17 protein-coding genes are annotated in these 12,202 nt (G+C 63.5%); 16 read left to right on the top strand and 1 reads right to left on the bottom strand.

Annotated features, from left to right (window positions below):
• From hisG to tatC, 15 genes are all read left to right on the top strand, one after another.
• A partial coding sequence (hisG, locus tag ACO1XS_RS24045) for an ATP phosphoribosyltransferase (RefSeq protein ID WP_486391887.1) occupies positions 1–562 on the top strand: 562 nt, incomplete at its 5' end.
• A 52-nt stretch (positions 563–614) separates the two neighbouring features.
• On the top strand, positions 615–1,937 hold the full coding sequence (hisD, locus tag ACO1XS_RS24040; protein WP_331568192.1) for a histidinol dehydrogenase: 1,323 nt from the start codon (positions 615–617) through the stop codon (positions 1,935–1,937).
• Between the two features lie 11 nt (positions 1,938–1,948).
• Positions 1,949–3,022: a histidinol-phosphate transaminase gene (gene hisC / locus ACO1XS_RS24035; protein ID WP_331568193.1), complete on the top strand. Its 1,074-nt coding sequence runs from the start codon at positions 1,949–1,951 to the stop codon at positions 3,020–3,022.
• Between the two features lie 90 nt (positions 3,023–3,112).
• Positions 3,113–3,700 carry an imidazoleglycerol-phosphate dehydratase HisB gene (hisB, locus tag ACO1XS_RS24030; protein WP_331568194.1) on the top strand — a complete coding sequence of 196 codons (588 nt, stop codon included), beginning with the start codon at positions 3,113–3,115 and terminating at the stop codon, positions 3,698–3,700.
• Between the two features lie 39 nt (positions 3,701–3,739).
• Positions 3,740–4,360 carry a MarC family protein gene (locus ACO1XS_RS24025; RefSeq protein WP_331568195.1) on the top strand — a complete coding sequence of 207 codons (621 nt, stop codon included), beginning with the start codon at positions 3,740–3,742 and terminating at the stop codon, positions 4,358–4,360.
• Complete coding sequence (hisH, locus tag ACO1XS_RS24020; RefSeq protein WP_331568196.1) at positions 4,357–4,998, top strand: imidazole glycerol phosphate synthase subunit HisH; 642 nt, start codon at positions 4,357–4,359, stop codon at positions 4,996–4,998. Before ACO1XS_RS24025 ends, hisH begins: the two co-directional genes overlap by 4 nt.
• Positions 4,999–5,139: 141 nt before the next feature.
• The gene (gene hisA / locus ACO1XS_RS24015; RefSeq protein WP_331568197.1) at positions 5,140–5,892 is read left to right on the top strand and encodes a 1-(5-phosphoribosyl)-5-[(5-phosphoribosylamino)methylideneamino]imidazole-4-carboxamide isomerase; all 753 of its coding nucleotides are present in this window, start codon (positions 5,140–5,142) and stop codon (positions 5,890–5,892) included.
• A gap of 94 nt (positions 5,893–5,986) precedes the next feature.
• Positions 5,987–6,760, top strand: a complete 774-nt coding sequence (gene hisF, locus ACO1XS_RS24010) for an imidazole glycerol phosphate synthase subunit HisF (RefSeq protein ID WP_331568198.1) — start codon at positions 5,987–5,989, stop codon at positions 6,758–6,760.
• An 18-nt stretch (positions 6,761–6,778) separates the two neighbouring features.
• The gene (gene hisI, locus ACO1XS_RS24005) at positions 6,779–7,186 is read left to right on the top strand and encodes a phosphoribosyl-AMP cyclohydrolase (RefSeq protein ID WP_331568199.1); all 408 of its coding nucleotides are present in this window, start codon (positions 6,779–6,781) and stop codon (positions 7,184–7,186) included.
• A gap of 14 nt (positions 7,187–7,200) precedes the next feature.
• Positions 7,201–7,563, top strand: coding sequence for a phosphoribosyl-ATP diphosphatase (locus tag ACO1XS_RS24000; protein ID WP_331568200.1), 363 nt, complete (start codon positions 7,201–7,203; stop codon positions 7,561–7,563).
• Between the two features lie 52 nt (positions 7,564–7,615).
• Positions 7,616–8,008 (top strand): DUF4870 family protein, encoded by a 393-nt coding sequence (locus ACO1XS_RS23995; RefSeq protein ID WP_331568201.1) that lies wholly within the window; start codon positions 7,616–7,618, stop codon positions 8,006–8,008.
• Between the two features lie 28 nt (positions 8,009–8,036).
• A complete protein-coding gene (locus ACO1XS_RS23990) occupies positions 8,037–8,399 on the top strand; it encodes a histidine triad nucleotide-binding protein (protein WP_486391886.1) in 363 nt (120 codons plus the stop codon).
• 140 nt (positions 8,400–8,539) lie between these two features.
• Positions 8,540–8,785 (top strand): Sec-independent protein translocase subunit TatA, encoded by a 246-nt coding sequence (tatA, locus tag ACO1XS_RS23985; protein ID WP_331568203.1) that lies wholly within the window; start codon positions 8,540–8,542, stop codon positions 8,783–8,785.
• A gap of 45 nt (positions 8,786–8,830) precedes the next feature.
• Positions 8,831–9,358, top strand: coding sequence for a Sec-independent protein translocase protein TatB (gene tatB, locus ACO1XS_RS23980; protein ID WP_331568204.1), 528 nt, complete (start codon positions 8,831–8,833; stop codon positions 9,356–9,358).
• Between the two features lie 78 nt (positions 9,359–9,436).
• Positions 9,437–10,234, top strand: coding sequence for a twin-arginine translocase subunit TatC (gene tatC / locus ACO1XS_RS23975; RefSeq protein ID WP_331568205.1), 798 nt, complete (start codon positions 9,437–9,439; stop codon positions 10,232–10,234).
• A 75-nt stretch (positions 10,235–10,309) separates the two neighbouring features.
• Here the strand turns inward: tatC and ACO1XS_RS23970 are convergent, their stop codons facing one another.
• Positions 10,310–11,515 (bottom strand): Do family serine endopeptidase, encoded by a 1,206-nt coding sequence (locus ACO1XS_RS23970; protein ID WP_331568206.1) that lies wholly within the window; start codon positions 11,513–11,515, stop codon positions 10,310–10,312.
• A 19-nt stretch (positions 11,516–11,534) separates the two neighbouring features.
• On the opposite strand from ACO1XS_RS23970, the gene ACO1XS_RS23965 reads away from it, so the two are divergent.
• The coding region (locus ACO1XS_RS23965) for a Nif3-like dinuclear metal center hexameric protein (protein ID WP_486391885.1) at positions 11,535–12,202 on the top strand (668 nt) is incomplete at its 3' end.

Here is a 12,202-nt window from a genome sequence, read left to right as displayed (position 1 = left end):
GACTTCGCGCAAGCTGATCCTGCCGACGAGCGCCGGCAACTTGCGCGTCATCATCGTGCGCGCGACCGACGTGCCGACCTACGTCGAGTACGGCGCAGCCGATTTCGGCGTCGCGGGCAAGGATGTGCTGCTCGAGCACGGCGGCGGCGGTTTGTACCAGCCCGTCGATCTGAACATCGCGCGTTGCCGCATGTCGGTCGCCGTGAAGGCGGGCTTCGATTACGCGAACGCGGTGCGCCAAGGCGCCCGTCTGCGCGTGGCGACGAAGTACGTGCAAACGGCCCGCGAGCATTTCGCGGCGAAGGGTGTGCACGTCGATCTGATCAAGCTCTACGGCTCGATGGAACTCGCGCCGCTCGTCGGGCTGGCCGATGCGATCGTCGACCTCGTCAGCTCGGGCGGAACGCTGCGCGCGAACAATCTCGTCGAGGTCGAGGAAATCATGGAGATCTCTTCGCGCCTCGTGGTGAACCAGGCTGCGCTCAAGCTCAAGCGCGCGGCGCTCAAGCCGTTTCTCGACGCGTTCGAACGCGCCTCGAAACGAGGCACGGCGCCCGCGTAAGCGGTGCGACGAGCCGACTTGGCAACGCGCGCCTTACCGAACGGATACCAGCATGTCTTTGAAGATTCGCAAACTCGATTCGAGCGCCGCCGATTTCGACGCGACGCTCGCGGCGGTGCTCGCCTTCGAGGCGAGCGAGGATGAAGCGATCGAGCGCTCTGTTGCACAGATTCTCGCCGACGTGAAAGCGCGCGGCGATGAAGCCGTGCTCGAGTACACCAACCGCTTCGATCGGCTCGGCGCCACCAGCGTGGCAGCGTTGGAGCTGCCCCCTGCCGCGCTCGAAGCGGCGCTGGAGGGCCTTCAGCCGAAACAGCGTGCCGCGCTCGAAGCGGCGGCCGCGCGTGTGCGCGCCTACCACGAGAAGCAGAAGATCGAATGCGGCAGCCATAGCTGGCAATACACGGAAGCCGACGGCACGGTGCTCGGTCAGAAAGTCACGCCGCTCGATCGCGCCGGCATCTATGTGCCGGGCGGCAAGGCCGCCTATCCGTCCTCCGTGCTGATGAACGCCGTACCGGCGCGCGTGGCCGGCGTACGCGAGATCGTCATGGTCGTGCCGACCCCCGACGGCGTGCAAAACCCGCTCGTACTGGCGGCTGCGCTCTTGGGCGGAGTCGATCGCGTCTTCACAATCGGCGGCGCGCAGGCGATCGGCGCGCTTGCATACGGAACGGAGACGGTGCCTGCCGTCGACAAGATCTGCGGTCCCGGCAACGCGTACGTGGCGTCGGCCAAACGACGCGTGTTCGGCACGGTGGGCATCGACATGATCGCCGGACCGTCGGAGATCCTCGTGCTGTGCGACGGAACGACGGATCCCCGCTGGATCGCGATGGATCTTTTCTCGCAGGCCGAGCACGACGAGCTCGCACAGTCGATCCTGCTGTGCCCGGACAAAGCATTCATTGCGCGCGTGGAGGAGGCGATTGCCGAACTCCTGCCGACGATGCCGCGCCGCGATGTGATTCAGCGTTCGCTCGAGGGCCGTGGCGCGCTCGTCAAGGTGCGCGACATGGCCGAGGCCTGCTCGATCGCGAACCGGATCGCGCCGGAGCACCTCGAGATTTCGGCGCTCGACGCGCAACAGTGGGCGAAGGAAATCCGTCATGCCGGAGCGATCTTCATCGGCCGCTTCACGAGCGAGAGCCTCGGCGACTACTGCGCCGGCCCGAATCACGTGCTCCCGACCTCGCGTACCGCGAGATTTTCGTCACCGCTCGGCGTCTACGATTTCTTCAAGCGCTCGAGCGTGATCGAAGTCAGCGCCGAGGGCGCGCAAACGCTCGGCGAGATCGCGGCGGAACTCGCGTATGGGGAAGGCCTGCCGGCGCATGCCAAGAGCGCCGAGTACCGCATGAAGCAAACCGGCTGAGAGCGACGACAATGACCCGACCGCAAGACATCATCCGCCCCGACGTGCTGGGCATGACGAGCTATCCCGTTCCCGATGCAACGGGGCTCGTCAAGCTCGATGCGATGGAAAATCCGTTCACGCTGCCCGAGGCGCTCGCCACGGAGCTCGGCGAACGCCTTGCTGGCGTGGCGCTCAATCGCTATCCGGCGCCGCGTCCGGCCGCGCTCATCGAAAAACTGAAGCGGGTAATGGGTGCGCCCGCGGGCAGCACCGTGCTGCTCGGCAACGGCTCCGACGAGATCATCAGCATGATCGCCGTCACCTGTGCGAAGCCGGGCGCGAAGCTGTTGGCGCCTGTGCCCGGCTTCGTCATGTACCAGATGTCGGCGAAATTCGCGCAGCTCGAATTCGTCGGCGTGCCGCACCGGCCCGATCTGACGCTCGATACCGACGCGATGCTGGCCGCGATCGCCGAGCACGCGCCGGCCATCGTCTATCTGGCCTATCCGAACAACCCCACCGGCACGCTGTACCCGGATGCCGATATCGAGCGGATCATCGCGGCGGCGACCAAAAGCCTCGTCGTCATCGACGAGGCCTACCAGCCGTTCGCCCAGAAAAGCTGGCTTTCGCGCGTACTGCAGTTCGACAACGTCGTGGTGATGCGCACCGTGTCGAAGCTCGGGCTGGCGGGAATCCGGCTCGGCTATCTGGTGGGCTCGCCCGCCTGGCTCGACGAGCTCGACAAGGTTCGCCCGCCGTACAACATCAATGTACTGACGCAGGCGGCGGCCGAGTTCATGCTCGATCATGTCGAGGATGTGCTGGAAGTCCAGGCCGCCCGGTTGCGTGCCGAGCGCGAGACGCTTGCGCAGGCCATCGCAGCGTTGCCGGGCACGACCGTGTTCCCGAGTGCAGGCAATTTTCTGCTCGTGCGGGTGCCTGACGCCGACGCGGTGTTCGAAACGCTGCTGGCCGCGCGGGTTTTGATCAAAAACGTGGGTAAAATGCACCCGTTGCTGACCGATTGTGTGCGTTTGACCGTGGGTACGCCCGAAGAGAATGCCCAAATGCTGGCGGCACTCAAGCTCATATTGAAGTAAGTACTGAAAATTCGTGCCGTCGTCGCCCTGGGCGTACGGCGGCCGGCACATTTCGCCCCACACCCTTTGCAGTCAGATTCGAGGTTTTCCATGCGCGTAGCGGAAGTCGTTCGCAATACCAGCGAAACGCAGATCCGTGTCAAGGTCAATTTGGACGGTACCGGTCAGCAAAAGCTCGCTACCGGCGTGCCGTTTCTCGACCACATGCTCGACCAGATCGCCCGTCACGGCTTGATCGATCTCGAGGTCGAGGCGCAGGGCGACCTCCATATCGACGATCACCACACGGTGGAAGATACGGGTATCACGCTCGGCATGGCCTTCGCTCAGGCGGTCGGCGATAAAAAGGGTATTCGCCGCTACGGCCACGCCTACGTACCGCTCGACGAGGCGCTCTCGCGCGTGGTGGTCGACTTCTCGGGGCGGCCGCTGCTGGACATGCATGTGCCATTCACCCGCGCGCGCATCGGCACGTTCGATGTCGATCTGGCGAGCGAATTCTTTCGCGGCTTCGTCAATCATGCGAAGGTGACGCTCCATATCGACAATCTGCGCGGCGTGAACGCGCATCATCAGATGGAAACGGTCTTCAAGGCGTTCGGCCGGGCGTTGCGCATGGCCGTCGAACTCGACGAACGCGCGGCGGGGCAGATCCCGTCGACCAAAGGCACTCTTTAAAGCGAGGACGGCTCACCGGCGCGCGCGCCGCGCACACCGATGGATCTTCTCAAATCGTTTATTTCGCTGCTGGCGCTGATTAATCCGATCGGCGCCGTGCCGTTTTTCCTGAGCCTGACATCCGAACATTCGGAGGGTGAGCGGCGGCGCACGATTCGCATCGCTTCGATTTCGGTGTTTTGCGTGATTGCCGTCACGACGCTGCTCGGCCAGCAAATCATCGGCTTCTTCGGCATCTCGGTCGGCTCGCTGGAAGTCGGCGGCGGCATCATCATGCTGCTGATGGCTATCAGCATGCTCAACGCGCAGGTCGGCAACGCGCGCGCCACGGCGGAGGAGCGCGACGAAGCCGAATCGAAGAACAGCATCGCGGTCGTGCCGCTCGCGATCCCGCTGCTGACGGGGCCGGGTTCGATCAGTACGGTGATCGTCTATGCGGCGAGCGCGCATCATTGGTACGACCGGCTCGGGCTCGTGGCGATCGGCCTGGCCATCGCGGTCATCTGCTTCGGAACGCTGAGGCTCGCGGCGCCGATTGCCCGCTGGATCGGACAGACCGGTATCAATATCGGCACGCGGTTGATGGGTTTGATGTTGTCGGCGCTGGCGGTGGAGTTCATCGTCGACGGATTGAAGGCGTTACTGCCTAATTTGAGATGAAGACGTCAATTGCGATTGTGGATTACGGTATGGGCAACCTGCGCTCGGTGCAGCAGGCGCTGAAAAAGGCGGCCCCGGAAGCGGACGTGGCGATCGTTGATCGGCCCGAAGGCATCCGCACCGCCGATCGCGTCGTGCTGCCCGGCCAGGGCGCGATGCGCGACTGCATGCGCTCGTTGCGCGAATCGGGGCTCGAGGAGTCGGTGCTCGAGGCGGCGCGCACCAAACCCTTGATGGGCGTGTGTGTCGGCGAGCAAATGTTGTTCGACTGGAGCGAGGAAGGCGATACGAAGGGGCTGGGCCTGCTGCCCGGCAAAGTCGTGCGCTTCGAGCTCGATGGCCGGCTGCAGGACGACGGCTCGCGCTTCAAGGTGCCGCAAATGGGCTGGAACCGCGTCCGGCAGGCGGCGCCGCATGCGCTGTGGGACGGCGTGCCCGATGGCAGCTATTTTTATTTCGTGCACAGCTACTATGCCGTGCCCGACAATCGCGCTCATACGGCGGGGGAAACGGACTACGGCGGGCTGTTTGCGTCGGCAGTGGCCCGCGACAACGTGTTCGCGACACAGTTTCACCCCGAAAAGAGCGCCGAATCGGGGCTGCGCGTTTATCGCAACTTCGTGCACTGGAACCCTTGAATGTCGCGCTTTTTGCATCGAAATGACGGCTTGAGCGTCGAAAGAGTGTACTAAACTAGCGAGACGGTTCGCCGTGCGCCCGTATCCAGGCGCGCCGGCGGGCATCCACGATACCCAACCATCCAGACTTACGCGATTGCTATGCTGCTGATTCCCGCCATCGACCTCAAGGACGGTCAGTGCGTGCGCCTGAAACAAGGGGATATGGACCAGGCGACGATATTCTCCGAGGACCCTGCCGCGATGGCCCGTCACTGGGTCGAGCGCGGTGCGCGGCGGCTGCATCTCGTCGATCTGAACGGCGCATTTGCCGGCAAGCCGCGAAACGAGGAAGCGATCCGAGCGATCATCGAGGAAGTCGGTACCGAGATTCCCGTCCAGTTGGGCGGCGGCATCCGCGACCTCGAAACGATCGAACGGTACCTCGACGACGGTCTCTCGTATGTGATCATCGGCACTGCGGCCGTGAAGAATCCTGGTTTCCTGCAAGACGCCTGCACCGCATTCGGCGGCCACATCATCGTCGGGCTCGACGCCAAGGACGGTAAGGTCGCCACCGACGGCTGGAGCAAGTTGACGGGCCACGAAGTCGTCGATCTCGCGCAGAAATTCGAAGACTACGGTTGCGAATCGATCATCTACACCGATATCGGGCGCGACGGCATGCTCCAGGGCATCAACATCGATGCGACGGTACGGCTTGCCCGCGCGGTGAAAATCCCGGTGATCGCAAGCGGCGGTTTGTCCAGCCTGGCGGATATCGATTCGCTGTGCGAAGTCGAGGATGAAGGCATCGAAGGCGTCATCTGCGGGCGCGCGATCTATTCGGGTGATCTCGATTTCACCGCGGCGCAAACGCGCGCCGATACCTTGCGCGAATCGGACGACGCTTGAGCGTGCCGTACCCGCGCAACCCATCGCTCTCGAAAGGACGGCGCCGCCGGCTTTCGCGAAAGGGCGGCCCATCAGCAGCGGCACCTGCAACATCATGGCTCTAGCTAAACGCATCATCCCTTGTCTCGACGTGACCGCCGGGCGCGTCGTGAAGGGCGTCAATTTCGTCGAGCTGCGCGACGCGGGCGACCCCGTCGAAATCGCGCGCCGCTACGACGAACAAGGCGCCGACGAACTGACGTTCCTCGATATCACCGCCACGTCCGACGGGCGCGACCTGATTTTGCCGATCATCGAGGCCGTGGCTTCGCAAGTGTTCATTCCGCTCACGGTGGGCGGCGGCGTGCGTGCTGTGGAGGACGTGCGCCGGCTTCTGAACGCGGGGGCGGACAAGGTCAGCATGAATTCCTCTGCGGTGGCCAACCCCCAGCTCGTGCGCGATGCGTCCGATAAGCATGGAGCGCAGTGCATCGTCGTTGCGATCGACGCAAAGCGCGTCTCGGGTGCCGACGAGGCCCCGCGCTGGGAAGTCTTCACGCATGGCGGGCGCAAGGCGACGGGGCTCGATGCCGTCGAGTGGGCGCGCAAGATGGCCGAACTCGGTGCGGGCGAGATCCTGCTCACGAGCATGGACCGCGACGGCACGAAAAGCGGATTCGACCTGGCGCTGACGCGCGCTGTCTCGGATGCCGTGCCGGTGCCGGTGATTGCGTCAGGCGGGGTGGGATCGCTGCAAGACCTTACCGATGGCGTTGTCGAAGGCCGTGCCGACGCCGTTTTGGCCGCCAGCATCTTCCACTACGGCCAGCATACGGTCGGCGAGGCCAAGCGCTTCATGGCCGCGCAGGGCATTGCCGTGAGGCTCTAGGATCGAGACGGTACGAACATGATTACACCCGACAAACCCTGGCTCGACAAAGTCCAGTGGGACGTGAACGGTCTCGTGCCGGTCATCGCACAGGAAGTCTCGACGAACGACGTGCTGATGTTCGCGTGGATGAACCGCGAGGCGCTTGCGAAAACGATCGAGACGGGCCGCGCGGTTTACTTCTCGCGTTCGCGTCAACGGCTCTGGTTCAAAGGCGAGGAGTCCGGCCACGTACAGCGTGTGCACGAAGTGCGGCTCGATTGCGACGAGGACGTGGTGCTTCTGAAGGTCGAGCAGGTATCGGGCATTGCCTGCCATACCGGCCGGCATTCATGCTTTTTCCAGAAATTCGAAGGCACCCTCGACGAGGGCGACTGGGTCGCCGTCGATCCGGTGCTGAAAGACCCCGAACAGATTTATCGATAATGGCCACCCAACCGATGCCTTCGACCGAAGATACGCTCGTCCGGCTTGCCGCGATCATCGACAGCCGCAAGGGCAGCGACCCCGAAAGCTCCTACGTCGCGCGGCTTTTTCATCGCGGTGACGACGCGGTGCTCAAGAAGATCGGCGAGGAGGCGACCGAGGTCGTTCTCGCCGCCAAGGACGTACGTCAGGGCGGCGCGCGTGTGGCGCTCGTCGGCGAGGTGGCGGACCTCTGGTTCCATTGCCTCGTCATGCTGTCGCATTTCGACTTGAGCCCGGCGGACGTCATCGCCGAACTCGAGCGGCGCGAGGGCATGTCGGGCATCGAGGAAAAGGCGCTCCGAAAGCGGCGCGAACGCGAGGAAAACGGCGGCTGAATCGGGCTGCCGGCCGATCGACGGCTTCATTGACGAAGCGAGGAGAGCCACGATGGATGACCCGCAAGGCGGACGGCCCCCGGCGGCTTATACGGGCACGATCGATGCCGATCGCGAGCGCAGCATTCGCACGCTGACCCACATCATTTATGGGCTCTATGCGCTGCACTGGTTCACGGGCGGTGTGTCAGGACTCGTCGCGATCATTCTCGACTATCTGAAACGCGGCGATGCGGCGGGCACGCCGTACGCCGATCACTTCCGATGGCAGATCCGCACCTTCTGGTTCGGTGTCGCGGGCTACATCATCGGCGGCGTTCTCGTTTTCGCGATAGTCGGATTTCCGATTCTGGCGGCCGTGTCGATCTGGATGCTCTATCGGATCGTCAAGGGTTGGCTGTATCTTTACGAAACGAAGCCGCTCGATCCGAGCGCCTGGTTCTGAGGCGGCGCATTGAACAACCGGGAAGACCATGAGCCACGAAAACTGTCTTTTCTGTAAGATCGCCGCCGGCGAAATTCCGAGCACGAAGGTCCACGAGGACGACGAGTTCGTCGCGTTCAAGGACATCCGCCCCGCGGCGCAAACGCATATCCTCGTCATCCCGAGACGACACATCGATACGCTGTCTCACTGCGTCGAAAGCGATGCACCGCTGCTTGGTAGAATGATAATTCTGGTGTCGCAGCTCGCCGATAAGCTCGGCTGCGCGTACACGGGCGGCGAGACAGGTTTTCGCACGGTCATCAACACAGGGCCGGGCGGCGGACAGGAGGTCTATCATCTGCACGCGCATCTGCTCGCGGGGCCGCGTCCGTGGCAACGGATGGGCTGACGTCCAACGTGTATTGCGCAGAACAAAAGGGTATGCGGGGTAGAGACGACGGAGCGCATGCGCGCTGATTGCGGCTGCAAGGCCGATGTTGCTTGGCCGGGCATGAATTTCCATGCAGCGGCGGGGTTCTGGAGATTTTCATGGGTTCGTTTAGCGTTTGGCATTGGCTGATCGTGCTGCTGATCGTGGCGCTGGTTTTCGGCACGAAAAAGCTGCGCAATATCGGCAGCGATTTGGGCAGTGCCGTGAAGGGTTTCAAAGAGGGCATGAAGGAACACGAGACACCGGGCCCGGCTGCGAATGGCGGCGAGCATCCCGAGTTGCCGACCGCGCGCACGGTCGACGTCGAGGCGAAGGAAAAAACCCGTTCGGGCGACTACCGCTGATGCGCGGAGTGACGCTGCGAGGCCTGCCGGGATAGAACGACAACCATGCTCGACCTCGGTCTCACCAAAATGGCGCTGATCGGCGTGGTCGCGCTGGTCGTGCTCGGCCCCGAGCGGCTGCCCCGTGTGGCGCGTACCGCCGGGGCGCTGTTCGGCCGCGCACAGCGCTATATCAACGATGTCAAAGCCGAAGTTACGCGCGAAATCGAGCTCGACGAATTGCGCCGCATGAAGAGCGAGTTCGAAGCCGCCGCGCACAACGTCGAAAACACGATTCACGAAAACGTCCGGCGCCACGAAGCCGAGCTCAACGAGGCCTGGCAGGCCGGCACGAGCGTTTCGCCGAGCATCGCCGGCGGTGGCGGGGCGTCGGACGGCTCCGACAGTGGGGTGTCCACGTGGTCGCGCGGACCGGCGCTCGCCGAAAAACGCCGCAACTGGCGGGCGAAGCGTTTGACGACGCCCACTTGGTACAAACGGGCGACGGGACGGCGCACGCATGTGCTCTCCGGGGCGGCGCGCGTCGCGCGCCATACGCCAGCCAGCCTGCGCCGGCCGCGGCGCTTTCTCTGACCGGATGGGCATGCCCTTGACGCTTCCCGTCTTCGAGCGTGCGATGCCACGCTTTTCGAATTTCCAACGAGGGCCGGCGTGAGCGACCCGAAACAGAACCAGGACCACGACCCGGAGCAGGGCGACAATTCGCAAGAGACGTTCATCTCGCATCTCGTCGAACTGCGCGACCGCATCATCCGGGCCGGCATCTCCGTCATCGTCGTATTCGTTGCGCTCGTCTATTGGGCCCCCGATATTTTCCGGCTGCTGGCCCGGCCGCTGATGCAAAACCTGCCGAGCGGCGGCAAGATGATCGTCACCGACGTCACGGGCTCGTTTTTCGTGCCGATGAAGGTGACGATGCTCGTTGCATTCGTCATAGCGTTGCCGGTCGTGCTCTACCAGATCTGGGCTTTCGTTGCGCCCGGCCTCTATCAGCACGAAAAGCGGCTCATCGCGCCACTCATCGGCAGCAGCTATTCGCTTTTTCTCTGTGGCATGGCGTTCGCCTACTTCGTCGTGTTCCCGACGATTTTCCGTGTCATGGCGCATTACAACGCCCCGCTCGGCGCGGAGATGTCGACCGACATCGACAACTATCTGAGCTTCGTGCTGACGATGTTTCTCGCGTTCGGCGTGACCTTCGAGGTGCCGATCGTGGTCGTGCTGCTCGTGCGCATGGGTTTGCTGACGGTGAAAAAGCTCAGGGAAATCCGCCCTTACGTGATCGTTGGCGCATTCGTGGTGTCGGCCGTCGTCACCCCGCCCGACGTGTTCTCGCAGCTGATCCTGGCCGTGCCGCTCATCGTGCTCTATGAGGCTGGGATCATTGCGGCGCGGCTCCTCGTGGGCAAGGCGCCACCGGTAGCGGACGGCGAGAACGCCGCGAGCTGAAAGCCCGCGGGCGGCTGAAGTGGAGCCAGCCGCGGCGCAAAGCGGCCCCGGCCCTGGCCCTTTCCGTCACTCCCGTCACTCGTCTTGTTGGCTGTCGTCGCTGCTGCCTTTCGGCGGAGGCGGGCGCTTGCCGATCATGACGTCGACCTGCATCTCCTTGTTCTTGCGCATCAGACGGATCTTGGCATCGGTGCCGGGCTTGATTTGCGCGATGACGTTCAGAAGCCGTGTCGTGTCGGTGATTTCCTGACCATTGACGTCGAGCAGCACATCGCCGGGCTTGATGCCGGCCTTGTCGGCGGGACCGCCTTGCAGCACGCCGGCCACGATCGTGCCCTTTTGCTGGAGCCCGAACGATTCGGCGATCGCCGGTGTCACATCCTGCGGCTCGACGCCGATCCAGCCGCGCGTGACCGAGCCGGTCGTAATGATGCTTTCCAGCACGCTCCTGGCTGTGGAGACGGGGATGGCGAAGCCGATGCCGAGCGAGCCTCCGGAGCGCGAGTAGATGGCCGTATTGATGCCGAGCAGGTTGCCGCGGGCATCGACGAGTGCGCCGCCCGAGTTGCCCGGGTTGATGGGCGCATCGGTCTGAATGAAGTTTTCGAACGTATTGATGCCGAGGTGATTGCGCCCGAGTGCGCTGATGATGCCCATCGTCACCGTTTGACCGACGCCGAACGGGTTGCCGATTGCAAGCACCACGTCGCCTACGCGCGCCTCGTCGATCCGCCCGAGCGTGATCGTCGGCAGATTCGTCATGCCGATTTTGAGCACCGCGAGGTCCGTTTCGGGATCGACGCCCACCACTTTCGCATTGGTGCGGCGGCCGTCGGCCAGGGCGATTTCGATCTGGTCCGCGCCGTCGACGACATGTTGGTTCGTTAGAATGTAGCCTTCCGAGCTGACGATGACGCCCGATCCGAGGTTCGTTGCCGGCTCATCCTGGGGCGGTTCCTTGCCCCCTTTCGGATTGCCGAAGAAGTAGCGGAACAATGGGTCGTTGGCCTGCGGGTTGGGCGGCAACGATCCGGCTTTGCCCGAAAATACGTTGACGACGGCCGGCATCGCCCTTTGCGCGGCATCGGCATACGACGTGACCGTCGGTGTCGAGCCTGTACCCGGCGCGACTTCGCGCAGCGCCACGATGGGTGAGGCCAGTTGCTTGCCGAGCTGTCCTTGCCGCTGCAGCCATTGCGGCTTGAGCGTCACGACGATGAACATCAGCGCGAGCAGCACCGTGACCGCTTGGGCAAAGAACAGCCAAAAGCGTCTAAGCATTTGAAGATTAGAGGATTCTATGGATCGGATCGAACTTGAATTGTACTTGAACGATATGCTCGGCACGGCACGCTTCAAGGACTATTGCCCCAATGGGCTGCAAGTCGAGGGGCGCCGGCGCATCGAGAAGATCGCTACCGGTGTCACGGCGTCGCTCGCATTCGTCGAAGCTGCGCGCGAGTGGGGGGCCGACGCATTGCTCGTGCATCACGGCTACTTCTGGCGCAACGAAATGCCGCAGATCGTCGGGCGCAAATATCGGCGCCTGAAGGCCCTCATCGCTGGCGACATGAATCTTTTCGCGTTTCACCTGCCGCTCGATGCGCATCCCGAGTACGGCAATAACGCGCAGCTCGGTGCGCGCATGGGTCTGATTGCCGATGCGCACTTCGGCGCCGACGATCTCGGCTGGATGGCCACGCTGCCGATGCCGATCACGCTCGCTCACTTCACGGCACAAGTCGAGCATACGCTCGGCCGTACGCCGCTCGTGCTGGGGGACCCCGAGCGCGAGTTGCGCCGCATCGCCTGGTGCACGGGGGCCGCGCAGAGCTATTTCGAGGCCGCCATCGACGCCGGCGCCGATGTCTTTCTGACGGGCGAGATTTCCGAGCCGACGACGCATATCGCTGCCGAGAGCGGCGTCGCGTTTCTTGCGGCGGGGCACCATGCGACGGAACGCTTCGG

The sequence above is a fragment of the Trinickia sp. genome (assembly GCF_057351765.1).
This window is presented reverse-complemented; position numbering and strand designations above follow the sequence as displayed.

Excerpts from the sequence above, each read along its gene's own strand:
- ACO1XS_RS23995 (WP_331568201.1), top strand. The coding sequence starts at position 7,616 with ATGGATGACCCGCAAGGCGGACGGCCCCCGGCGGCTTATACGGGCACG.
- hisB (WP_331568194.1), top strand. The coding sequence starts at position 3,113 with ATGCGCGTAGCGGAAGTCGTTCGCAATACCAGCGAAACGCAGATCCGT.
- hisH (WP_331568196.1), top strand. The coding sequence starts at position 4,357 with ATGAAGACGTCAATTGCGATTGTGGATTACGGTATGGGCAACCTGCGC.
- hisC (WP_331568193.1), top strand. The coding sequence starts at position 1,949 with ATGACCCGACCGCAAGACATCATCCGCCCCGACGTGCTGGGCATGACG.
- hisA (WP_331568197.1), top strand. The coding sequence starts at position 5,140 with ATGCTGCTGATTCCCGCCATCGACCTCAAGGACGGTCAGTGCGTGCGC.
- ACO1XS_RS24025 (WP_331568195.1), top strand. The coding sequence starts at position 3,740 with ATGGATCTTCTCAAATCGTTTATTTCGCTGCTGGCGCTGATTAATCCG.
- ACO1XS_RS24000 (WP_331568200.1), top strand. The coding sequence starts at position 7,201 with ATGCCTTCGACCGAAGATACGCTCGTCCGGCTTGCCGCGATCATCGAC.
- hisD (WP_331568192.1), top strand. The coding sequence starts at position 615 with ATGTCTTTGAAGATTCGCAAACTCGATTCGAGCGCCGCCGATTTCGAC.
- ACO1XS_RS23990 (WP_486391886.1), top strand. The coding sequence starts at position 8,037 with ATGAGCCACGAAAACTGTCTTTTCTGTAAGATCGCCGCCGGCGAAATT.
- tatB (WP_331568204.1), top strand. The coding sequence starts at position 8,831 with ATGCTCGACCTCGGTCTCACCAAAATGGCGCTGATCGGCGTGGTCGCG.
- tatA (WP_331568203.1), top strand. The coding sequence starts at position 8,540 with ATGGGTTCGTTTAGCGTTTGGCATTGGCTGATCGTGCTGCTGATCGTG.
- ACO1XS_RS23970 (WP_331568206.1), bottom strand. The coding sequence starts at position 11,515 with ATGCTTAGACGCTTTTGGCTGTTCTTTGCCCAAGCGGTCACGGTGCTG.
- hisI (WP_331568199.1), top strand. The coding sequence starts at position 6,779 with ATGATTACACCCGACAAACCCTGGCTCGACAAAGTCCAGTGGGACGTG.
- hisF (WP_331568198.1), top strand. The coding sequence starts at position 5,987 with ATGGCTCTAGCTAAACGCATCATCCCTTGTCTCGACGTGACCGCCGGG.